Below are 20,898 nucleotides of genomic sequence, written 5' to 3' on the forward strand. Positions count from 1 at the left end.
CGCTGCTTAGTCTGGGCCCCGGCCTTCGCCGGGGAAAGTCCGTTACTTGTCTCCTTAAGCCCCTCCCCTTCAGGGGAGGGGTTTGGGGTGGGGGCTGTCCGCGGGCGAAAGTCTCGGTGAGACACATGCCCCACCCCAACCCCTCCCCTGAAGGGGAGGGGCTTTTTTTGAGGATCAATCGCAGCCCTTGGCCTTGGCCGGGAGCTTGGGCGAGGCCAGGCCGACATTCCAGTTCCACGCCACCCCGGCCGCGCGGCGGCGGCAGACCACGGCTTCGTATTGGTCGTACATGCCGGGCATCAGGCCGGTCTCGGCCTTTGGCGCGTCGGTGATGTGGAGATAGGCCCGGTCCTTGCCGAAGGCGGGCCAGGCGGTGCCCGGGTTGCCACTCTTCACGAAGCTCGCCCAATGGCCGAGCATCGCGTCGGACAGCGGGCGGTCGCTTTCGGGGATCTCCGGCCAGAGCGGCGGCAGCGGGGTGAGGTTGCCGAAGACGTACGGCAGCTCGCTGGCGTGGAAGGCGTGGAGGTCCTTGCCGTCCATCGCCGGATAGCCGTGGTCCCACAGGTACACATAGGCCGGCTTGCCCAGCGCAGCCTGCCTGCGGGCGAGGCGCTCGCTGGTCCAGCCATAGAGCGCGTCGCGGGTGGTGGCGAGGATGCTCTCCCTGTAGGTCGCCGCCGGGTAGAGCTTGAGGAAGGCGTCGGCGAACTCGCCGTACTTCTCGCGAATGGCCTGCTCATACTCCTCGGGCGTCGCCGGGGCCTTGGGCGCGAGCATGCGGAGCGAGCGGATCTCGCCCTGGTTGAAGCCGGTGAGGATCGGCACCGGGGCCTGCTTGCCCTGGTCGAACGCCTCGACCATCTGGCTGGGCAGGACGAGGCCGTCGACCACGCCGAAGGGAAAGAAGCCGAGCTTGGCGGCGCCGTCGGTGATCGCCTGGGCGTCCATCCCGCGCAGCGCGGCGAGGTTGGGCGCCTGGAGGCCGGCGGAGAGCATCGTGCCGATCGCCTCGGCCGAGGGGGTGCCGTACGCTTCCTTCCTGAGGTTCGGCATCGTCACCATGTACGCGCTCTGGGCGATCGCCTGGTGGAAGGTGCCCCGGGCGAGCGGGGATTCCATCAGGAACATCACGCTGAGCCCGCCGGCGGACTCGCCTGCGATCGTGACCTTGGCCGGATCGCCGCCGAACGCCGCGATATTGTGCTTCACCCAGGCGAGCGCCGCCATCTGGTCGAGCAGGCCGTAATTGCCCGAGACCTTTTGCGGGGATTCCGCCGAGAGCTGCGGATGGGCGAGCCAGCCGAGCACGCCGAGGCGGTAGTTGATCGAGACGACGATCATGCCCTGCTCGGCGAGCTTGCGGCCGTCATACATCGGCTCGCGGCTGGAGCCGCCCGAGAGCGCGCCGCCATGGATCCAGAAGAAGACCGGGGCCTTTTTCGCGTTCGCCGGTGCCCAGATGTTGAGCGTCAGACAATCCTCGCTCACCGGCATCGGGGCGGGCGGGGAATAGACCGAGGTCGGCGTCTTGGCCTGGGGCTGGACGCAGGCGGGGCCGAACTCCTTCGCGGCGCGGGTGCCGGTCCAGGGCTGCATCGGCGCGGGCGGGCGCCAGCGCATGCCGCCGACCGGGGGCACGGCATAGGGAATGCCCTTGAAGGCGCGGATGCTGCCCTCGAGCGTGCCGCTCACCGATCCCGAGGGTGCGTCGACCACCGGCTCCTGGGCAAGCGCGGTGCCCGAGAGCAGCAGCGCGGCGGCGAGGGCGGCGTGGCGGAACGGCTTCATGCAGGCACCTTTGCGGTCTGCTCGGCGCGGAGGACCCGGGCGAGCGTGAGGAAGAGCGCGATCGCGATCAGGTAGAAGGGCGACAGGGTATAGAGGGCGAGCTGGAGGCCGTGTTCATGGCCGTGGTTTTTGAACCAATCGCTGGCGGCGCCCACATAAGTGGGCCCGAGGCCGAGGCCGATGAAGTTCATCACCAGCAGCAGCAGCGCGCCCGAGAGCACGCGCTGGTCGGGGCGGACTTCCTCCTGGACCAGCGCGACCGAGGCGGAGAGGTAGAAATAGTTGAAGCAGTTGACGATGGTCAGCAGCAGCAGCGCGAGCGGCCAGGCCGGCGCCCAGACGAACGCCAGGTAAAAAGGCAGCGCCACGGCGAGCGAGATCGCCGGGCCGAGCGCATAGACGGTGCGGCTGCGGCGGCTCAGCCGGTCGATCACGCGGCCCGAGATCAGCATCGCGGCGCCCATGCCGATGGCGACGACCAGCGCGTACCAGATCGCGATCTCGGGCAGGGTCATGCCCTTTTCGCGGATCAGGAACAGCACCGCGAAATTGCCCAGGCCATAGGTGACGAACTGGGTGGCGCCGCTGCCGAGGGCGGCGAGCATCAGCACGGGGTGGCGGAAGAACATCGTGCAGGTGCCCCAGAAGGGCGCCTTGGCAGCAGCGGGCTGGACGGGGGCGCCCAAGTCGGTCGCGCCGCGCTTCGGCTCGCGGACGATCAGGGGCACGAGGATCGCGGTGACCACGCCGACCGCGCCGATCGCGATGAAGGCGATGCGCCAGTCGAGCAAAGCCGCGATCGAGGCGCCGAACGCGATGCCCAATGCCGCGCCGATCGGCGGGCCGAGGTTGAAGATGCCGAAGGCGGTGCCGCGCTCGCCGGGCCGGAAGGTGTCGGTGATGATCGCGTAGCTGGGCGGCACCCCGCCCGCCTCGCCGAAGCCGACGGTCATGCGCGCGACGACCAGCTGGGTGTAGCTGGTCGCCAGGCCGCAGGCGATCGTCGCGGCGCTCCAGATCGCGCAGGCGAGCGACAGGATGGTCACGCGGCTGGTACGGTCGGCAAGCCAGCCGACGGGGATCGCGATGAAGCAGTAGAACATCGCGAAATAGAGCCCGCCGATCAGTCCGAGCTGGCTGTCGGTGACGTGGAGCGAGTCCTGGATCGGCTTGGCGAGAATGCCGAGCAGCTGCCGGTCGAGAAAGTTGAGGACATAGACGAAAGTGAGCGTGACGAGCACGATCCAGCGGCGGGCGCCGCCTGCCTGAGTTTCCACGCGTCCTCTCTCCCTGGCGGGTTTTCCGCCTTGGATGCATCATGCGGGCAAGCGCGCGACGCTGTCAACATACACTATCACGCGTGTGAATATCCGCACGAAGGCTTGACGATGGCCGCGCCAGACGGGATGGACGGGAGGTGACCGAAACCGCCAAGCCCGTTCGCCGCTCGCGCAAGGCCGAGCAGCGCGCCGAGACGATGGAGCAGATCTACGACGCTGCCGAGGAGTTGTTCTCGCAGCACGGGCTCTATGGCGTCACGCTGAAGGACGTCGCCAAGCAGGTGGGCGTCCACCACACGTTGCTCAACTACTATTTCGCCGACAAGAAGGCGCTGTTCGACGCGGTGTTCGCCAGGCGGGCGGTGGTGACCAGCGAGCGGCGGATGCAGGCGCTCGACGCCTATGAGGCCGAGGCCAGGGGCAAGCCGACCGTCGAGGGGGCGCTGCGGGCGTTCCTCGACACCGACCTGGACACCTATATCCAGGGTGGCGAGGGCTGGAAGAACTATGCCAAGCTCGGCGCGCAGGTCGCCAACACCCCGGCCTGGGGCGCCGACCTGATGGACGCGCATTTCGACCCCGTCGTGCTCCGCCTGATCGGGCTGCTCAAACAGGCCCTGCCCGACTGTGCCGAGGAGGACATCTTCTGGGGCTATCACTTCGTCACCGGCGCGCTGATGCTCACCCTCGCCCGCACGGGCCGCATCGACAAGCTCTCTCACGGCCTGTGCCATTCGGACGACTTCGCCGCGGTGAAGGAGCGGATGGCCTCGTTCATGGCCGCCGGCTTCCTGGAGATCTGCAGGCGCGGGAAATAACCCGAACCGCTTCGCTCTCTTGCGAGTGAATGATTGCAGCGCTACGAAGCCTCCCGTCAAATCAGGAACGGAGAGCGGGATGTCGCTGGCGGGTCGTGTAGCAGTAGTGACGGGTTCGGGCGGGGGACTGGGGCGCGCGCATGCGCTGTACCTGGCGAGCAAGGGCGCGAAGGTCGTGGTCAACGACCTGTCCCAGCCCGCTGCAGACGCGGTCGCTGCCGAGATTCGCGCCGCCGGGGGCGATGCCCTCGCCTTTGCCGCATCGGTGACCGACGAGGCGCGCATCGCCGCGATGGTCGCCGAGACCGTCGACCGCTGGGGCCGGATCGACATCCTGGTCAACAATGCCGGCATCCTGCGCGACAAGAGCTTCGCCAAGATGAGCATCGACGATTTCCGCCTGGTGGTGGACGTCCACCTGATCGGCGCGGCGATCTGCTGCAAGGCGGTGTGGGAGCAGATGCGCGCGCAGAATTACGGGCGGATCGTGATGACCACCTCCTCCTCGGGCCTGTACGGCAATTTCGGCCAGGCGAATTACGGCGCCGCCAAGCTGGCGCTGGTCGGGCTGATGCAGACGCTGGCGATCGAAGGCGAGAAATACGGCATCCGGGTCAACAGCCTGGCCCCCACCGCCGCGACCGGCATGACCGAGGGGGTGCTCTCGACGGAGAGCCTGGAGATGCTGGCACCCGATCTTGTGAGTCCCGGCCTGCTCGCCCTGGTCGGCGACGACGCCCCTACCCGCGCGATCCTCTGCGCCGGCGCCGGGCATTTCGCCGCCGCGCACATCACGCTGACCGACGGCATCCAGATAGGCCGCGCGGCCGATGCCGGCGAGCAGGTCGTCGCGGGCTGGGCCGACGTCGTTGACCGGACCGGCGAGATCGTCCCTGCCTATGGCTTCACCCAAGCCGAGCGCGAAGTGGCGGCCGCCACCGGCAAGGCGCCGGTCGCAGCGGCGGTGCGTTGAGCGATCCGCTCCGGCTGGGGCGGCGCGCCCTGTCGGCGGTACCGGATACAGAGGGTAACTAGCTGTTCCCCGGCGAAAGCCGGGGCCCAGGGTTTCTCTGCCGAGTGCCAAGATTGAACAGGTCCAGCAGATGTTCGAGCCGATGTGCTTGTGACCCTGGGCCCCGGCTTTCGCCGGGGAACGGAAGAAGAAGGTCGATACGCCCTACCCCGCAGCCGGACGGGTCCGTCCCCTTAGCCAAGATCCGCCCCCGAGGGTAAGCCCCAGGCACGCCGCATAGACGGCCGCGCCGCCGGCCACCATCTCGACCAGGCCGAGCAGCCCGGCCCAGTCGGAGCTGCGCAGGAACGCGGCAAGCGCCAGGCTCGACAGGCCGGCGCACAGCAAGGTGCCCGGCGGGAACGGCACCTGCAGATGCCGCCGGCCGAGCAGGATCATCAGCACCAGCGCGAGCGCATAGCAGCCGGCGGTCGTCCAGGCCGCGGCGATGAAGCCGTAGCGCGGGATCAGGACCAGGTTGGCGACCAGATTGACCAGCGCGGCGGGGGCGATGGCGGCGATGGTCCAGCCGGTCTTCTTCGAGAGCTGGAAGGCGAGCGCGAAGTGGAGCACCGTCAGGCAGGAGAGGAGCGAGCCGATCGCGACCCAGGGCATGACCTGGGCGGCCATCGCCGACAGGGCCGGGCCGACCAGAATCGTGGCGATCCGGTGCGGCGCCGCGATCAGCGTGGCGGTGACCGGGAAGCCGAGCAGCATGAACCAGCGGGCATCGCGCGCGAGCAGCGGGCGCGCGGCGGCGAAACCCTCGGCCTCATAGGCCTTGTAGAGCCTCGGCTTGGAGGCAAGCCCGATCGGCTGGAGGATCAGGTTGAGCGGGCGCTCGGCCAGCGCATAGCCGACGCTATAGGCGCCGACCGCGACCGGCCCCAGCAGGCCGGCGAGCAGCAACCGGTCGGACAGCGCGAGCATCGTCGCGGTGAGCGAGACCAGGGCGAGCGGTGCGCCATAGCGCCAGAAGGCGCGGACCTGCTCCGCCGACGCACGCAGCCGCACCGGGCCGAACGCGAGGCCGGGGGTAAGCAGCGCAGCCAGCGCAGCCGCCGCCACGGCGCCGAGCAAAGGCGCGCTGGGATCGGCCGGGTGCAGCCAGACCGCGGCGGCGCCGAGCAGCAGCCCTCCCCCCGAGGCGGCGACTTCGCTGGCGGCATAGCGCCAGTCGCGATGATGGCCGCGGTTCCAGGCATTGGCGAGAGTCAGCCAGCCGCGCAGCACGAGCAGCAGCCAGCCGAGCAGCATCACCGCCACGCCGGCCGAGGCGAGCAGCCAGGCGGCGATACAGATCCAGGCGAGCGAGGCGAAACCGGCGCAGAGCAGGTAGCTCGCGCGGATCGCCGAACCGAACTGCGCCGCGTCCCGGTCGATGCCGATCCGGCTGTGGAGGCGGAGCGCGGCGCTCTGCAGCCAGAAGAAGGCGAGGTTCTGGAGCAGCAGCACCGCGGCGATGGCCGAGGCGTAGACGCCATAGTCGTGCGGGGTGAGCAGGCGGGTGAAGAGGAAGACCGATCCGATCGCGGCGACGCCCGCCACCGAATTGGCGATTGCGAAGGGAAGCGCGGAGGTGCGGAGCAGGCGCCGCGGATCGAAGCGCCCGCCCGCGCCGCTCACGCCGCCTCCCCGCGCCCGCCCTGCGCCGGACGGGGCTGCCACTCGACCAGCTCGGCCGGCACCTTGCCGGTGCGGGCGTTGCGCAGCCGGATCATCGTCACCAGGAACCAGCGCATCGATCGCGGCGCGAGCGTGCCCCACAGGATCGAGGCGCCCGCGAGCAGCGACCGGAAATCGAAGCGCAGGTCGATCCTGCCGGCCATGCGCCGCGCGACATCGGGGCGCTTGCCCGCCCAGACCGGCACCGCGGCGCGATAGGCGAAGGTGAGCGGCAGCAGCTTGCGCGGTGCGCCTGCCTGGCGGGGCGCCGGCAGCGGCAGCTCGGCCGGGTCGCTGCCCGCGCGATAGGCGATGAGCGAGCGGCAGAAATCGTCGACCGCCGCATCGACTTCGCGCAGCCGCGCCTCGCCCCGGCTGCTGCTGGTCGAGTGGCGCACGGTCATCAGATTCTCGGGCAGGACGAAGAGCCGCCCCTCGCCGGCCAGCCGCCAGTAGAGATCGGTGTCCTCCCAATAATCGGCTTCGGCGCGGTAACCGCCGACGCGATCGAAGGCGGTGCGGCGCAGCAGGATCGTCGGGTGGCAGAAGGCCGGGGTGGGCGAGATGCCGCCGACGCGGAAATAGGCCGGCGGGCGCACGGGGCGGCCGGCCTCGTCGATCGTGTCGAACAGCGTGCCGATCAGGCAGGCATCGGGCCGGCGCTCCATCGCGCGGACCTGGCGGAGCAGCCGTTCGGGATGGGCGATGTCGTCGGCGTCCATCCGCGCGACGAGCTCGCCCCGGGACTGCTCGACCACCCAGTTCGAGCTGCCGGCGGGGCCGAGGCGGCGCGGATTGTGGAACAGCCGGATGCGCGGATCGCGCTGCGCCCAATATTCGAGCCGCTCGGTCGTGCCGTCGACCGAGCCATTGTCGCCGATCACGAACTCGAAATCGGCGAAGCTCTGCGCGAGGATGCTCTCGACGCTCTCGTCCAGATAGGGGAGCGCGTTGTGCACCGGCATCACGACACTGACACTGGGTCGCGACACTAGCTGCCCTCTTCCTGCAACCGGGCAAGGAAGCTCCCCGGAGGTGCGGGCAGGTTCTTGAAGGCAGCGATGCGATCGTTCCACAGATGGACCGCCACCGTCTCCGGCCCGACCTTGTCCTCCAACGCAACCGACGGATCGAGGATCCAGCGCGCATCGCGGTAGCTGACCGGGCAGAAGGCTTGGACCGGCAGGGCGAGCCTGGCGACGCCGTGCCGGGCGGCGAGCGCGGTCAGCGCCTTGGGCCCGGCCGCGCCCCAGGGCATGCGCTCCACCATGGTGCGGCCGGTCAGCGCGCGCCGCAGCCAGGCGAGCGCGCGGTGGCGCAGCGGCAGCCAGAAGGGAATCTCGCGCTGGTCGAAGATGCCGATCAGGTCGGCGAGCAGCGGCGAATCGCCGGGGATTCGGAGCACGCCGGTGTTGATGAAACGGTCGTCCTCGCGGCCGAACACATAGGACTGTGCCGGGTCGAGCGGGCCCAGGAAATACATGTCGCAATCGATCCAGGTGCCGAGATCGCGGCGCTGAAGCTCGAAGCGGAACAGGTCGGAGAAGAGCGCGAGGCTGCCGCTCTGGTGGCGGATCATCCGCTCGGCGGGGACGATCGCGGCGCCGTCACGCAGCACGACGCCCTCCGGAACGCCGGTGACGGGCTCGTAATGATAGAGGGTTACAGCATGGTCGTGGCGCAGCGCCGAGCGCAGGCAGGCTCGTTCGACGGGGCCGAGATGCCCCCCGACCCACAGCGCAACACATTCGACCGACACAGGAACCCCATTGCCTAACCCCATGTTCACATTGCACGAAGGCCCAGCGGCCTCAAGCTCGCTCCTGTCGAATTGACATCGATTCGGTTCCGGGGTTGAGGACGTTCATCTTTACGATACGGGGCATCGATTGTGTTCGACTTCCAGTTCAACCAGGTCCGCAAGGCGCCCTTCGACCATATCCTGGTCGACGACTGGCTCGAGCCCGATCTCTATGCGCGCCTGCGCGATTCCTTCCCGAAATGCCCGGCCAATACCGGCCCGACCGGCTACACGCTGTTCTGGGGCGATGCCGAATATGACCAGCTGGTCGAGAACGACCCGAGCTGGCGGGCCATGTTCGAGCGCTTCCATTCGGACGAATTCATCCGCGCCTGCCTCGCGGCGTTCCCGGAAGTGTTCCGCGACGAGACGATCGTCGACCTGTCGGACGCCAGCTATGTGCCCTTCCTCGAGAATCGCGAGGACAAGCAGAAACTCGAGCTGACCGGCCATGACCTGGAGGCCGACAAGCTGTGGGTGCGGCTGGACATCATGCAGGGCCTGGCCGGCTATCGCCGCCGCCCGCACCTCGACCATCGCCGCCGGGCGATCTCGCTGCTGATCTATTTCTGCGACGCCGAGGAGAATGCCATGGCCGGCGGCGACCTGGTGCTGCACGGCGCCGGGGACGAGACGCTGGCGGTGCGCCCGAAGCACAACCGGATGGTCGTGTTCCCGTGCAACGAGGCGTCGGTCCATTCGGTGTCGCCGATCCGCCGCCAGCGCGCGCCGCGCAACTTCGTGCAGGTGACCGTGTCGAGCACGCGGGACCTGTGGCAGGGCGGCGCGGGGCCGCAGCCGACGCGCTGGGAAGCGCTTCAGGACCGCGTCGAGAAGGCGGTCAGGCGGCAGATCCAGCGATAAACGCCTCGCACTGCGCCTCCATCGCCGCGGCGAGCGGGCGGAAATCGTCCGGATTGGGCGGCGGGTCGAGCGGGTCATAGCCACCCTCCCCGGCCAGGAATTCGGCCGCGGTGCAGTTCCGGGCAAGGTCGAGCGCGGGCTGGACACGGCTGTTGGCATCGCCCTTGTTGACGAACAGCACCGGGGTGCCGAGCGCCAGGCAGGGCAGTGCGCAGTGCAGGCGCGTGGTGACGACGCAGGCCGCGCCGGCGTAGCGGTCGAGCAGCGCCTCGGCCTGCTGCACCCGCGCGTCATGGTCGAGGCCGCCTTCGGCATTGTGCGTGACGATCACAGGCTTGCGGCCGATCCGGCGCTCGAGCTCGGCGAGCATCGCCTCGGAAAGGTCGACCGCGATGACCTCGCCCGTCTTCGGTACGTCGCGCGGCGGCAGGGTGAGCGTCAGGCAGCCGGAATAATAGGCATCGACGCCCTTCGCCCGCAGCGCCGCCAGCGTATCCCGGTCGCGCGCGCCGATCGGCTCGTGCGCCTTCAGATAGGCGAGATGGCGGCCGAGGATCAGGTCGCGCGGACGCGTGCGGGTGAGCAGGCGGCGCAGCCCGCCGGAATGGGTGACATGGAAGGAGACGAACAGCGGCTCAATCCGCGCGTGGGGCGGCCAGGCGCGGGGCTGGTGCATGAACCAGCCGTTGAGGATCAGCCGGATCGGCCCATTGCCGGCGATCGCACGGTCGCTCGCCTCGCGCGGCACCAGGTGATCGACCCGCGGCATGAACCGGCGCGCCGCGATCGTCTGGATCTCGTCCCCGAGGTTATCGGTTTCGTGCTGCAAGATTCCGAATTCCATCATGCCCCCAATTGCGCCATGGCGGCCGGCCCGGCGCGCCGCTGCTTTCGGGCCCAACCTGCCGAGGATCAAGGTGTTAGATCGATTTCGCGAGAAGTTTCCGAATGGCCTGCGCCGCGGTGCCCGGCTGGTGCTGCGCGGCTGGCGCGAGCCGGCGGCGGTGCGGCGGGTGGTGTGGGACCAGCTCAGCTATAGCGGCGGGGACACGCTGACCGAGCTGCACGACGAAGTCCGCCGGGTTGACCGCGAGGACGTGGCGGGCGTGATCCTGGAGGCCGGCTGCGGCAGCGGCGGCTCCGCGCTGGTGATGGCCGCGGCCAAGGCGCCGGACCGCGAGCTGCTGGTCTTCGACGTGTTCGGCATGCCGCCGGGTCCGAGCGCGAAGGACGGCCCGGACGTGCATCGCCGCTGGGACGAGATCGCCAGCGGCCGATCGGGCGGCATCGGCTCCCGGCCCTATTATGGCTATGTCGACGGCCTGCTCGACACGATCGTCGCGACCTTCCGCCGCTATGGCCTGCCGCCCGAGCGGAACCGGATACGCTTCGTGAAGGGGCTGGTGCAGGATACGCTCGACGGCGACGAGCCGGTCGCCCTCGCCCATATCGACTGCGACCGCTATGAATCGGTGCGCACCTGCCTCGAGCGGATCGCCCCGCGCCTGGCCTCGGGCGGCGTGATGGTGGTGGACGATTACGACTTCAAATCGGGATGCAAGCTGGCGGTCGACGAGTTCCTGAAGGGCAATCCGGCCTTTGCGGCGATCCGCAGGACCCGGGTGCACATCGTCCGGCAATGATGTTCTCCAGCTGCCCGGCCAGCCTACCCTAAACGAGCGTATGATACCGCCGGGCCGGCGGATGCGGGATTTCTCCTTGCAGAAATTCCCTCGGAGGACGGTCCGATGCTCGACATGGCCAACCCGGTTGCCGACAGCGGCACGACGATCGAAATCCTGCCCGCCGCCCGCCAGGTGAGCGAGACGGACGAGATGAACCACCGCATCGCCAACAGCCTGCAGCTGCTCTCGGCGATGGTCTCGGTCGAGGCGCGCGGCATCGCCGACCCGGCGGCGCAGGCGGCGCTCGACATGACCCAGCGCCGCATCGCCGCGGTCGCCAGCGTCCACCGCCAGCTCTACCAGGCGCATGAGAGCCGGACGGTCGACCTGCGCGCCTATCTCGAGAGCCTGGCCGCCGACCTGGAGGCAAGCGCGACCGGGCGGCCGGTGCTGGTCGATGCCACCGCAGTCTCGGTCCGCTCGGACGAGGCGACCTCGATCGGGATCATCGTCTCCGAGCTCGTCACCAACGCGTTCAAATATGCCTATGCCCCCGGCGCGCCGGGCAAGGTGCGGGTGATGCTGCGCAGCCTGCCGGTGGGCGGCTACCTGGTCGAGGTGTCGGACCGCGGGCGCGGGCGGCTGCCCGACACGATCCGCGGCACCGGCTTCGGCAGCCGGCTGATCGAACTGATGGCGACGCGGCTCGGCGCCCGCTGCAGCTATCACGATGCCCAGCCGGGTACCCGCTGCCTGCTCTTTGTGGGTGCCCGTTGAGCTTCATGTTGCAGGGCATACGCAAGTCGTTCAGCCTTCTGTACTGGTCCGATTCCGACGGATCGATGCAAGAGGGCGAGATGGGACACGAAGCCGAGCGACGGCGATTGGCGGCGCAGGCACAGTCGGTGGCGACGGTGCTGCTCGCGCTCGGCATCTTCGCGCTCGACGTGCTGAGCCCGCTCCAGGGCGCGGTGGCGGTGCTCTACACCACCGTCCTGCTGCTCGCGACGCGGGCGCATTCGCGCGAGCTGACCCTGTCCGCCGGGTTCGTCTGCGCGCTGCTGGCGGTGGCCGGCTATTTCATCAGCCATGACGGCGAGCCGCTCGGTTCGCCCGCGGTGCGGCTGGCGGTGAGCCTGGTCGCGATCGCGGTCACCACCCTGGTCTCGGTGCGGCACCAGGTGGCGGCCGAGCATCGCCGCATCGCCGACCAGCGCTACCGCACGATCTTCAACGCCGCCGGCTTCCCGATCTGGGAAGGTGACTGGTCGCAGGCCTTCGCGATGCTGCAGGACGGGCGAACCCCCGATGCCGAGGCGATCGACCTGGCTGCGCGCACCGCCGTGATCGGCGACGCCAACAACGCCGCCGCCGCGCTGTTCGGTCTCACCCGGCGCGAGGAGCTGGTCGGCGGCACGCTGCTGCCCTTCCACACGCCGGCTGCCGAGGCGACGCTGGGCCGCATCCTCCAGGCGATGATCGCCGGCCAGACCGAGATCGAGGAGGAGACCCGCTTCGTCACCGCCCAGGGCGAGCCGGTCGACGTACTGCTGCGCGTGACGCTCCCGCCGCACCGCAAGGAATGGAAGCAGGTGCTGGTGATGGCGCTCGACGTGACCGAGCGGAACCAGACCCATGCCCGGCTCGCCCAGGCCCAGGCGCAGCTCACCCATGTCTCGCGGATCACCACGCTCGGCCAGCTCGCCGCGTCGATCGCGCACGAGGTCAACCAGCCGCTCTCGGCGCTGATCACCTATGCCAAGTCGGGCAAGCGCTGGCTGGCGCGCGAGGCGCCCGATGCGGCGGAAGTGGCCGACTGCCTCGACCATGTCGTGTCGAACGGCACCCGCGCCGCCGATGTCATCGCCCGCATCCGCGCGCTCGCAAGGCGCGCCGATCCGCGCCAGGACGCGATCGACCTGGGATCGCTGGTCGCCGAGACGGTGGAGCTGCTTCGCCGCGACCTCAATACCCATGACGTCACCGTCGCGGTGACGATCCCCGACGCCCTGCCCCCGCTGACCGGCGACCGGGTGCAGATGCAGCAGGTGCTGATGAACCTGATGCTCAATGCCGAGCAGGCCATGGCCCAGGTGGCGCCCGACGCGCGGATCCTCCGCGTCGAGGTGGTGACCGAGGCCGGGGGCGTCGCCGTCCATGTCCGCGACAGCGGCAGCGGCATCGCGGTGGAGCCCGAGAGCCTGTTCAGCCCCTTCTTCACCACCAAGGCGGACGGCATGGGCATGGGCCTGTCGATCTGCCGCTCGATCATCGAGAGCCATGGCGGTACATTGGGGGCCGCCAATCATCCCGAAGGCGGCGCGGTGTTCAGTTTCCGCCTGCCCCTGGCCGGCCAGTTGGAGAGTGCGGCATGACCGATGTGCTTGAGACCATCCTCGACGGCTGCGTCTGCGTGATCGACGACGATGCGGAGATCCGCGGCTCGCTCGACAGCCTGTTCCGCTCGGCGGGGCTGGCGGTGGCGCTGCACGACAGCCCCGAGGCGTTCCTGATCGCCGGCCCGCCCGAGGGCCCGGCCTGCCTGGTGCTCGACGTGCGCCTGCCCGGCACCAACGGGCTCGACTTCCAGGAGCGGCTGGCGGCCGAGGGCAAGGACATCCCCGTGATCCTGATCACCGGGCATGGCGACATCCCGATGACGGTGCGCGGCATGAAGATGGGCGCGGTCGACTTCCTGCCCAAGCCGTTCAGCGACGACCAGATGCTCGCCGCCGTCGCCACCGCGCTGGCGAAGGACCGCGAGCGCCAGGCGGGCGCGCAGAGCGATGCCAGGCTGAAGGACTGCTATGCCCGGCTCACGCCCCGGGAACGGGAAGTGCTGGGGCTGGTCGTCGCCGGGCTGATGAACAAGCAGGTCGCGGCTAAGATGGAACTGTCCGAGATCACGGTGAAGATCCACCGCGGCAATGTGATGCGCAAGATGGAGGCGCAGTCGCTCGCCGACCTGGTCCGCATGGCCGAACTGCTCGGCGTGCGCGACGCGAAGGTCCAGCGGTTTAACATCTGAGTATGATGGCGTGTGTGGGCCGACTAGCCCAAATGGGTAGTCCATAGAGCTATTCGAGTAACCAGCGTGACCGACCTGTCTCCCGCCCCGCTTGTCGCGGTCGTCGATGACGACCCCGGCATAAGGGGAAGCCTCAACAGCCTGCTGCGTTCGGCGGGCCTTGCCAGCGTGTCGTTCGAGAGCGCCGAGGCGCTGCTCGCCGACGATCCCGCGCGCTTCGGCTGGATCATCACCGACCTGCACATGCCGGGGATGACCGGGCTCGAGCTGCAGGCCGAGATCGGCCGACGCGGCTGCGCCTGCGAGATGATCGTGATGACCGCGTTTCCTACTCCCGCCTCGCAGAGCCAGGCGCTGGGCGCCGGGGCGCGGGCGTTCCTGACCAAGCCGATCGACGCGGACCTGCTGCTCGAAGCGATCGAGGGGGCGGCCTAACCCCGCTACGCCGTGTTCCTGCGAAAGCAGGAACCCAGGGTTGTCCGGTACTTCGCTACCCTGGGCTCCTGCTTTCGCAGGAGCGCTGAAAAAGGGGCGGGAGTGCAAGTACCTCGCCTCCCCACATCAACAGCCCGTCCGTCATCCCGGCGAAAGTCGGGATCTCATGCGGCTCCTTCCCCGCGCCATCTCCCGAGATCCCGGCTTTCACCGGGATGACGGAATTGGGCGGGAGCGATCTTCTCCCTCTCCCCTTCAGGGGAGAGGGTTGGGGAGAGGGGCATGACTTCGCCGCTTCCCCGTCGCTTGCGATTCAGGACACACTCCCCTCTCCCCGACCCTCTCCCCCGAGGGGGAGAGGGAGATTCACCTCACTCCACCGGATCGAGCGGATTCACCCGCGACACGATCAGCGGATCGACCGGCGTGACCGGCAGCGCCGGCATCGCGTCCGGCCCCATGCCGAAGGTCGCCGCCAGCACTTCGCTCGAGAAGGACGAGACCGCCGCGCGATAGCCGACATCCTCGGGCATGGGCTGGTCGAAGAACACCAGGAAATGGATGTCGTCCTCGCCCAGCACCTCGATCTGGTGCGGATAGGAGCGCGGGATGAAATAGGCGTCGCCGGGCTCGAGCAGATAGGTGTCGACGCTGCCGTCCGGGTCGAGGATCGACATGCGGGCGCGGCCCTTGTGGACATAGCCCATCTCGGCCGTGTTGGGATGCCAGTGCGGCTCGCGCATGCCGTTCTCGCGCACGTCGATCGAGTACATCGCCAAATGCTTCAGCGCCGGCCAGAATTGCGCGCGGGCGAGCTGGGCGGTGCCATAGGGGAAGTCGATCGGCGGGGTCTGGGTGGCGACGCTGAACTTGTGCGGATCGGGGAAGGCGGCCGATTCCGGCACTTCGACCGGACCGGTGCGCTTGACCAGATAGCGCGCGCTCGACGTGTCGCGGCGGATCGGGGCGAAGTCCGCGGCCGGCAGGGTGAAGGTGTTGCCGAGCACCGCGTCGCTCATCGCGCCGAACGCGGCCTGCAGGGTGAAGTCCTCGGGTCGCTCGTTGCTGAACACGATGATCAGCTCGGCCTCGGCGTCGCCGACATTCTCGATCGTATGGAGCGAGCCGGTGGCGATGTGGAACATCTCGCCGGCGGAGATGGTGAAGCGGCCGAAGACATCGGCATTGTCGAACACCGAGACGAGCAGCTCGCCGGACAGGCAATAGGCCAGCTCGTCGGCATTGGCGTGCCAGTGCGGCTCGCGGATCGCGCCGGGGGCGATCACCAGCCGCTTCATCGCTATCCGCCTGAGCAGCGGGAACTCGTCGGCAGTTAGGCGCCGGGCCGAGCCGAGATCGCCTTCATAGGCGGGGACGGCGTGGAGCAGCGAACGGACATGCCGGGATGCGGCCATGGTCTTCCTCCTGGGACATTGGCCGCGCCTCACGCGCGACCGGAGCGCCAGAGCTAGGCTGCGAGGCACCGGCTCCCACCCCCTATCAAGGTAGGGCAAACCTTGGTTTGGATCGGGGCAGGCGGCGGGCCGCCCCGCCATCAAAACTCATTAATACAATGGTTTATGCAAACCATCGTATTTCTGAACACCCGCGTTTCGCTCCCCTATCTCCGCCGTGCCAACCACGGTTTTGGAGGAATTTGAAATGGGAATGATCAAGCACGCCACCCTCGCCATCCTCGCCTCGGCCGCCTTTGCGGTGCCGGCGATGGCGCAGGACTCGACGCGCTTCACGGGCCCGCGCATCGGCGTCGAAGGCGGCTGGAGCCGGGTCGGCGGCGAGCACCGCGCGGGTGGGGACGGCTTCACCTATGGCGCGACGCTCGGCTATGACGTTGCCGCCGGAAACCTCCGCTTCGGCCCCGAGATCGAAGTCTCGGACTCCACCCAGAAGGAATGCCGCGCGATCACCACGGGCGGCAGGGACTGCGAGCGTTCGGACCGCGACCTCTATGCCGGCGTGCGCATCGGCTATGTCGCGGCTCCTTCGCTGCTCCTCTACGGCAAGGGCGGCTATACCAATGCCCGCTTCTCCGACCGGATCGAGAATGCCGGCGCGGGCGACATGGACAGCGCCGACAACCGCAGCGGCTACCGGATCGGCGCGGGTGCCGAATATGCAGTGACCCGCAACGTCTATGTCTCGGGCGAGTATCGCTACTCGCACTGGTCGAGCAGCATCCACCAGAACCAGCTGCTCGCCGGCGTCGGCCTGCGCTTCTGACCCCCTCCCCAATCCCCCAAGCAAGGAGCAAACCATGAAGCAGATGATGATCGCCGCGGCCCTGTTCGCGCTCGGCACCGGCATTGCCCAGGCACAGGACGTGCCGCAGAACGCCCCCCAGGATGCCCGCATCTTCACCGACGCCAGCGGCTTCCGCGCCGAGGAGACGCCGGGTGGCTACCAGCCGGCCAGCTCGCCCTTCTCGGGCCCCGTCACGCCGACCACCCAGGTGGTGTTCGTGCCGCAGGCGCTGACCCCCAGCCAGGCCTATCCGGCACCGGCGCCGCTCAAGGCCTATCCGGCCTGCAAGCCCGGTCGTGAGGACAATTGCCGCCAGCGCCAGTGACCTGACGCACAGGCGGAACGCGCGGCGCGCCGGCGGCCCAGGGCTTCCGGCGCGCTTTCGCGTCTGCTCGTCGCGCAACCGAAACTAGCGTATGATGGCCGTCACTTTCGCCATGTCCGATATCGATTGCGCCGGCCGGGGTTCCCCGCCCCGGCTTCGCCCAATCTCTGACGCTGGAGTATTCGACATGGCTACCATCACCACCCAGGACGGCACCGAGATCTTCTACAAGGACTGGGGCCCCAAGGACGCCCAGCCGATCGTCTTCCACCATGGCTGGCCGCTGTCGTCGGACGACTGGGACGGCCAGATGCTGTTCTTCCTCGCCCAGGGCTTCCGCGTCGTCGCGCATGACCGCCGCGGCCACGGCCGCTCGGCGCAGGTGAGCGAGGGCCATGACATGGCGCACTACGCCGCCGATGCCTCGGCCGTCGCCGAGCATCTCGACCTGCGGGGTGCCGTGCATATCGGCCACTCGACCGGCGGCGGCGAAGTCGCGGCCTATGTCGCGCGCCACGGCCAGCCCCAGGGCCGCGTCGCCAAGGCGGTGCTGGTCAGTGCCGTGCCGCCGATCATGCTCAAGACCGAAGCCTATCCGAACGGCCTGCCAATCGAAGTGTTCGACGGGATCCGCGCCGGCCTCGCCGCCAACCGCGCCCAGTTCTTCCTCGATTTCGCCTCGGGCCCCTTCTACGGCTTCAACCGCGAGGGCGCGGCCGTCTCGGAGGGCGTGATCCGCAACTGGTGGCGCCAGGGCATGATGGGCGCGGCCAATGCCCATTATCTCGGCATCAAGGCCTTTTCGGAGACCGACCAGACCGAGGACCTGAAGGCGATCACCGTGCCGACTTTGGTGCTGCAGGGCGATGACGACCAGGTCGTGCCCTACAAGGAAGCCGCGCTGGTCCAGGCCGAGCTGATCCCGAACGCCCAGCTCAAGATCTACGAAGGCTATCCGCACGGCATGCTGACCACCCATGCCGATGTGATCAACGCCGACCTGCTGGCGTTCATCAAGGCCTGAAGCTCCTCAGGGCTCCAATGGGAAGGGTCCGTCCTGCGGGGACGGGCCCTTTTCCTTATCCGGCGGATCGATCGCTGCTATGCGGGCGGCATGGTTCCCCTGCTTGCCCTTTCCGCCCTCGCCCTCCTCCCGCTCCAGGAGGCGCCCGATCCGGCCCGGATCAGCGAGACGGACGCGATCGAGTGCCGCATCTCCGTGCCCGACTATAACGGCTTCGCCCTGTCGCTGGGCGAGGCGGACGGCATCGCCCAGGCGCGCCACTGGAAGAAGATCGATTCGGCCAATCCGTTCCTGAGCGAGTATGAACTGCCCAGCCCGATCACGGTCGCCGGCAGCTATCGCACCACCCGGATCGCCTTTTCCGCCAACGCGATCCTGGCGATCCTCGACGTCGCCGACCCGGCGGTTATCGCGCGCGGGGAGAACGTCCCGAACGCGATGGACCCCGACCCGATGATCGAGGACCTAGCCCGCACGAGCGGCAAGCGCTATGCGGAGGTCGCGGCGGAGATGAAGTTCCGCAAGTTCCTGGGCGAACGGATCGTTTCGGAGAAGACCGAGCCCGCGAAGGGCGAGGAATTCGGCACCCACATGGTGGTGGCGCGCAGCATCTCCAACGCGACCAGCCATCCGGGCAAGACGCTCTATGGCTGCTCCTACCGGATGGAGATACTCGACAAGGACGGCAAGCCGCTCTGATGCGCACGCACAAAAGGCCGCCGGCTTGCGCGGGCGGCCCTTCGTGCCGTGAGGCGAACGAAGCCGCTTACACCATCTCGGGCGTGCGGCAGGCCTCGTAGAGGAACCAGGCGCGGCGTTCGCTCTCGTCTATCCACACTTCGAGCAGGCTCGTCGTCGCGACGTCCGAATAGGCGTCGCACAGCTCGTGCACGCGGCGCAGCGCGGCGACCAGCTGCTTGTTGTCGCCATGCAGCTCGGCGAGCATGTCCTGCGGATCGACATAGGCCTCGTTGTTGTCGAGCAGCCGCTGGTTGCCGGCGATGTCCGAGATCGAGCGGATCGTGGTGCCGCCGATCTTGCGGGCACGCTCGGCGATCACATCGGTCATCGCGAAGATCTGGTCGCCCTGCTCGTCGAGCATCAGGTGATAGTCGCGGAAGTTCGGGCCGCTCATGTGCCAGTGGAAGTTCTTGGTCTTGAGATAGAGCGCGAACACGTCGGCGAGCAGCTTCTTGAGCCCGGCCGAGATGTCGCGGGTGGCGCTCTCGCCGAGGTCGGTCAGCGTGCCCAGCTTGCGCTCGGCGGCGGTGATGAAGGTCATTTCCGGTCTCCTTGGAAGTCGAGCGGGAGATCGGGAGGTGCCGCGGGCGCGCCAACCCAAACCATGGTTTGGTCCCTTGGGGACAGACCTGGGCACAACATCTTCGTATGATTGGCCGCCGCCTTCGCAGCTGCGAGAAAGCGGTGGGACATATCGAAAGGGCGCGACCATGGAATGCCGGCACGTGATGACCGTCAACGAAGTCACGCCCAGCGCCCGCGGCTGCGAGGAATGCCTGAAGATCGGCAGCGAATGGCTCCACCTCCGCCTGTGCCGCGCCTGCGGCCATGTCGGCTGCTGCGACCAGAGCCCGCACCGCCATGCCACCGCGCATTTCCACGCGACGCGCCACCCGATCATCGAAGGCTATGACCCGCCCGAGGGCTGGGGCTGGTGCTATGTCGACGAAGTGGTGGTTGATCTGCCCGACCAGACACCCCAGCTGGGGCCGATCCCGCGCTACTATTGATCCCCTCGGAGACATTCATGAGCAGCACCGCCCCCCAGGCCGCTACCGCGGCACCGGACGCGCTCGGCCGTCCGCTGATCTTCGCCATGGCCGCCGCGGCGGGCATCGCGGTCGCCAACATCTACTACAACCAGCCGATGCTGGGCGTGATGCAGCGCGACCTGCCCGGCAACGCCACGGTGCTGGTGCCGACCGCGACCCAGATCGGCTATGCGCTGGGCCTGTTCCTGCTGGTGCCGCTCGGCGACCTGGTCGAACGCAAGCGGCTGATCGCGATCCAGTTCGTCGTGCTGGCAGGCGCGCTGGCGCTGGGCGCCATCGCGCCGAGCGCGGCGATGATCATCGCGGCATCGGTCGCGGTGGGCTTCGCCGCGACGGTGGCGCAGCAGATCGTGCCGCTGGCCGCGCACCTCGCCCCGCCCGAGAAGCGCGGCGCCGTGGTCGGCACCGTCATGGCCGGCCTGCTCTGCGGCATCCTGCTCAGCAGGACGCTGGCGGGCTTCGTCGCCGCCCATGCCGGCTGGCGCGAGATGTTCTGGCTGGGCGTGCCGCTGGCGCTCGCCGCGGGCGGCGTAATGGCGCTGATGCTGCCGCACAGCGCTCCGGACTCGGAGCTGCGCTATCCCCAGCTGCTCCGCTCGCTCGGCGGGCTGTGGCGCGAGTTCGGCGCGCTCCGCCACGCGGCGATCACCCAGGGCCTGCTGTTCGCGGCGTTCAGCGGCTTCTGGACGATCCTGGCGCTGCGGCTGCAGGAGCCGGCCTTCGGGCTCGGCTCCGAGGTGGCCGGCCTGTTCGGCGTGATCGGCGCGGTGGGCGTGCTCGCCGCGCCCATTGCCGGCCGCATCGCCGACCGAAAGGGACCGCGGCCGGTAATCCTGCTCGGCGCGGTCTGCGTCCTCGTGGGCTGGGCCTTCACCGGGCTCTGGGCCTCGATCGCCGGCATGGTGATCGGCGTGATCCTGCTCGACTTCGGCGTGCAGGGCGCGCTGGTTTCGCACCAGCACATCGTCTTCGCGCTGCGGCCCGAGGCGCGGGCCCGGCTCAACACCATCTTCATGGGCGCGATGTTCGTCGGCGGCGCGGCCGGCTCGGGCGCGGCGACCTGGGCCTGGTCGGTCGGCGGCTGGAGCGCGGTGTCGGCGCTCGGCGCGGCGTTCGCGGCGGTGGCGGTGCTGATCCAGTTCACGCACCGGCAGCCGCACTAAAAGCCCTCTCCC

At 68.8% G+C, this 20,898-nt stretch carries 22 protein-coding genes; 14 read left to right on the top strand and 8 right to left on the bottom strand.

Translation table 11 applies throughout. The features are described 5' to 3' along the window. Positions 1-174 precede the first annotated feature (174 nt). Positions 175-1,791, bottom strand: a complete 1,617-nt coding sequence (locus tag ACEN8G_RS14385) for a carboxylesterase/lipase family protein (protein WP_413417363.1) — start codon at positions 1,789-1,791, stop codon at positions 175-177. Then, a complete protein-coding gene (locus ACEN8G_RS14390) occupies positions 1,788-3,068 on the bottom strand; it encodes a spinster family MFS transporter (RefSeq protein ID WP_413417361.1) in 1,281 nt (426 codons plus the stop codon). The genes ACEN8G_RS14385 and ACEN8G_RS14390 overlap by 4 nt, the downstream gene beginning before the upstream one ends. Positions 3,069-3,208: 140 nt before the next feature. Here ACEN8G_RS14390 and ACEN8G_RS14395 point away from each other — a divergent pair, with 140 nt between their 5' ends. Continuing rightward, positions 3,209-3,889, top strand: a complete 681-nt coding sequence (locus tag ACEN8G_RS14395; RefSeq protein ID WP_413417359.1) for a TetR/AcrR family transcriptional regulator — start codon at positions 3,209-3,211, stop codon at positions 3,887-3,889. Between the two features lie 79 nt (positions 3,890-3,968). Then, positions 3,969-4,862, top strand: coding sequence for an SDR family NAD(P)-dependent oxidoreductase (locus ACEN8G_RS14400; protein WP_413417357.1), 894 nt, complete (start codon positions 3,969-3,971; stop codon positions 4,860-4,862). Positions 4,863-5,066: 204 nt separating this feature from the next. Here the strand turns inward: ACEN8G_RS14400 and ACEN8G_RS14405 are convergent, their stop codons facing one another. Genes ACEN8G_RS14405 through ACEN8G_RS14415 form a run of 3 tightly spaced genes read right to left on the bottom strand, consistent with a single transcriptional unit; the run spans position 5,067 to position 8,325 of the window. Then, positions 5,067-6,527 carry a lipopolysaccharide biosynthesis protein gene (locus ACEN8G_RS14405; RefSeq protein ID WP_413417355.1) on the bottom strand — a complete coding sequence of 487 codons (1,461 nt, stop codon included), beginning with the start codon at positions 6,525-6,527 and terminating at the stop codon, positions 5,067-5,069. Continuing rightward, positions 6,524-7,558, bottom strand: a complete 1,035-nt coding sequence (locus tag ACEN8G_RS14410; protein WP_413417353.1) for a glycosyltransferase family 2 protein — start codon at positions 7,556-7,558, stop codon at positions 6,524-6,526. Before ACEN8G_RS14410 ends, ACEN8G_RS14405 begins: the two co-directional genes overlap by 4 nt. Beyond that, a complete protein-coding gene (locus tag ACEN8G_RS14415; protein ID WP_413417351.1) occupies positions 7,558-8,325 on the bottom strand; it encodes a hypothetical protein in 768 nt (255 codons plus the stop codon). The genes ACEN8G_RS14410 and ACEN8G_RS14415 overlap by 1 nt, the downstream gene beginning before the upstream one ends. Positions 8,326-8,457: 132 nt before the next feature. On the opposite strand from ACEN8G_RS14415, the gene ACEN8G_RS14420 reads away from it, so the two are divergent. After that, positions 8,458-9,231 carry a 2OG-Fe(II) oxygenase gene (locus ACEN8G_RS14420; RefSeq protein ID WP_413417349.1) on the top strand — a complete coding sequence of 258 codons (774 nt, stop codon included), beginning with the start codon at positions 8,458-8,460 and terminating at the stop codon, positions 9,229-9,231. On the opposite strand, the gene ACEN8G_RS14425 is transcribed toward ACEN8G_RS14420, so the two are convergent. Next, the gene (locus ACEN8G_RS14425) at positions 9,209-10,060 is read right to left on the bottom strand and encodes a polysaccharide pyruvyl transferase family protein (RefSeq protein ID WP_413417347.1); all 852 of its coding nucleotides are present in this window, start codon (positions 10,058-10,060) and stop codon (positions 9,209-9,211) included. The genes ACEN8G_RS14420 and ACEN8G_RS14425 overlap by 23 nt on opposite strands. Before the next feature lie 88 nt (positions 10,061-10,148). Here ACEN8G_RS14425 and ACEN8G_RS14430 point away from each other — a divergent pair, with 88 nt between their 5' ends. From ACEN8G_RS14430 to ACEN8G_RS14450, 5 genes are all read left to right on the top strand, one after another. Continuing rightward, on the top strand, positions 10,149-10,874 hold the full coding sequence (locus ACEN8G_RS14430; protein ID WP_413417345.1) for a TylF/MycF/NovP-related O-methyltransferase: 726 nt from the start codon (positions 10,149-10,151) through the stop codon (positions 10,872-10,874). Between the two features lie 105 nt (positions 10,875-10,979). Continuing rightward, on the top strand, positions 10,980-11,633 hold the full coding sequence (locus ACEN8G_RS14435; protein WP_413417343.1) for a sensor histidine kinase: 654 nt from the start codon (positions 10,980-10,982) through the stop codon (positions 11,631-11,633). Positions 11,634-11,713: 80 nt separating this feature from the next. Next, positions 11,714-13,231: a sensor histidine kinase gene (locus tag ACEN8G_RS14440; RefSeq protein ID WP_413740597.1), complete on the top strand. Its 1,518-nt coding sequence runs from the start codon at positions 11,714-11,716 to the stop codon at positions 13,229-13,231. Continuing rightward, the gene (locus tag ACEN8G_RS14445; RefSeq protein WP_413417341.1) at positions 13,228-13,884 is read left to right on the top strand and encodes a response regulator transcription factor; all 657 of its coding nucleotides are present in this window, start codon (positions 13,228-13,230) and stop codon (positions 13,882-13,884) included. Before ACEN8G_RS14440 ends, ACEN8G_RS14445 begins: the two co-directional genes overlap by 4 nt. 66 nt (positions 13,885-13,950) lie before the next feature. Beyond that, the gene (locus tag ACEN8G_RS14450; RefSeq protein ID WP_413417339.1) at positions 13,951-14,319 is read left to right on the top strand and encodes a response regulator transcription factor; all 369 of its coding nucleotides are present in this window, start codon (positions 13,951-13,953) and stop codon (positions 14,317-14,319) included. A gap of 371 nt (positions 14,320-14,690) precedes the next feature. Here the strand turns inward: ACEN8G_RS14450 and ACEN8G_RS14455 are convergent, their stop codons facing one another. Beyond that, positions 14,691-15,734 carry a cupin domain-containing protein gene (locus ACEN8G_RS14455; protein WP_413417503.1) on the bottom strand — a complete coding sequence of 348 codons (1,044 nt, stop codon included), beginning with the start codon at positions 15,732-15,734 and terminating at the stop codon, positions 14,691-14,693. Between the two features lie 247 nt (positions 15,735-15,981). Here ACEN8G_RS14455 and ACEN8G_RS14460 point away from each other — a divergent pair, with 247 nt between their 5' ends. The 4 genes from ACEN8G_RS14460 (at position 15,982) to ACEN8G_RS14475 (ending at position 18,629) form a co-directional block, all read left to right on the top strand. Continuing rightward, on the top strand, positions 15,982-16,560 hold the full coding sequence (locus ACEN8G_RS14460; RefSeq protein WP_413417505.1) for an outer membrane protein: 579 nt from the start codon (positions 15,982-15,984) through the stop codon (positions 16,558-16,560). 34 nt (positions 16,561-16,594) lie between these two features. Then, positions 16,595-16,906: a hypothetical protein gene (locus ACEN8G_RS14465; protein ID WP_413417507.1), complete on the top strand. Its 312-nt coding sequence runs from the start codon at positions 16,595-16,597 to the stop codon at positions 16,904-16,906. 187 nt (positions 16,907-17,093) lie between these two features. Then, positions 17,094-17,930, top strand: a complete 837-nt coding sequence (locus ACEN8G_RS14470; protein ID WP_413417509.1) for an alpha/beta fold hydrolase — start codon at positions 17,094-17,096, stop codon at positions 17,928-17,930. Positions 17,931-18,020: 90 nt separating this feature from the next. Continuing rightward, the gene (locus tag ACEN8G_RS14475) at positions 18,021-18,629 is read left to right on the top strand and encodes a hypothetical protein (RefSeq protein ID WP_413417511.1); all 609 of its coding nucleotides are present in this window, start codon (positions 18,021-18,023) and stop codon (positions 18,627-18,629) included. A 67-nt stretch (positions 18,630-18,696) separates the two neighbouring features. Here the strand turns inward: ACEN8G_RS14475 and ACEN8G_RS14480 are convergent, their stop codons facing one another. Beyond that, entirely contained in the window at positions 18,697-19,212 is a 516-nt protein-coding gene (locus ACEN8G_RS14480; RefSeq protein WP_413417513.1) for a Dps family protein, read from the bottom strand. 187 nt (positions 19,213-19,399) lie between these two features. Here ACEN8G_RS14480 and ACEN8G_RS14485 point away from each other — a divergent pair, with 187 nt between their 5' ends. Then, on the top strand, positions 19,400-19,681 hold the full coding sequence (locus ACEN8G_RS14485) for a UBP-type zinc finger domain-containing protein (protein WP_246426039.1): 282 nt from the start codon (positions 19,400-19,402) through the stop codon (positions 19,679-19,681). 17 nt (positions 19,682-19,698) lie between these two features. Further along, positions 19,699-20,886 carry an MFS transporter gene (locus tag ACEN8G_RS14490; protein WP_413417515.1) on the top strand — a complete coding sequence of 396 codons (1,188 nt, stop codon included), beginning with the start codon at positions 19,699-19,701 and terminating at the stop codon, positions 20,884-20,886. The last annotated feature ends 12 nt before the right edge of the window (positions 20,887-20,898 follow it).

Origin of the sequence: Sphingomonas sp. Sphisp66 (assembly GCF_047324325.1) — a bacterium.
Lineage (GTDB): Bacteria > Pseudomonadota > Alphaproteobacteria > Sphingomonadales > Sphingomonadaceae > Sphingomonas.

Excerpts from the sequence above, each read along its gene's own strand:
- ACEN8G_RS14440 (WP_413740597.1), top strand. The coding sequence starts at position 11,714 with ATGGGACACGAAGCCGAGCGACGGCGATTGGCGGCGCAGGCACAGTCG.
- ACEN8G_RS14400 (WP_413417357.1), top strand. The coding sequence starts at position 3,969 with ATGTCGCTGGCGGGTCGTGTAGCAGTAGTGACGGGTTCGGGCGGGGGA.
- ACEN8G_RS14475 (WP_413417511.1), top strand. The coding sequence starts at position 18,021 with ATGGTTCCCCTGCTTGCCCTTTCCGCCCTCGCCCTCCTCCCGCTCCAG.
- ACEN8G_RS14460 (WP_413417505.1), top strand. The coding sequence starts at position 15,982 with ATGGGAATGATCAAGCACGCCACCCTCGCCATCCTCGCCTCGGCCGCC.
- ACEN8G_RS14455 (WP_413417503.1), bottom strand. The coding sequence starts at position 15,734 with ATGGCCGCATCCCGGCATGTCCGTTCGCTGCTCCACGCCGTCCCCGCC.
- ACEN8G_RS14470 (WP_413417509.1), top strand. The coding sequence starts at position 17,094 with ATGGCTACCATCACCACCCAGGACGGCACCGAGATCTTCTACAAGGAC.
- ACEN8G_RS14485 (WP_246426039.1), top strand. The coding sequence starts at position 19,400 with ATGACCGTCAACGAAGTCACGCCCAGCGCCCGCGGCTGCGAGGAATGC.
- ACEN8G_RS14490 (WP_413417515.1), top strand. The coding sequence starts at position 19,699 with ATGAGCAGCACCGCCCCCCAGGCCGCTACCGCGGCACCGGACGCGCTC.
- ACEN8G_RS14480 (WP_413417513.1), bottom strand. The coding sequence starts at position 19,212 with ATGACCTTCATCACCGCCGCCGAGCGCAAGCTGGGCACGCTGACCGAC.
- ACEN8G_RS14385 (WP_413417363.1), bottom strand. The coding sequence starts at position 1,791 with ATGAAGCCGTTCCGCCACGCCGCCCTCGCCGCCGCGCTGCTGCTCTCG.
- ACEN8G_RS14435 (WP_413417343.1), top strand. The coding sequence starts at position 10,980 with ATGCTCGACATGGCCAACCCGGTTGCCGACAGCGGCACGACGATCGAA.
- ACEN8G_RS14465 (WP_413417507.1), top strand. The coding sequence starts at position 16,595 with ATGAAGCAGATGATGATCGCCGCGGCCCTGTTCGCGCTCGGCACCGGC.
- ACEN8G_RS14445 (WP_413417341.1), top strand. The coding sequence starts at position 13,228 with ATGACCGATGTGCTTGAGACCATCCTCGACGGCTGCGTCTGCGTGATC.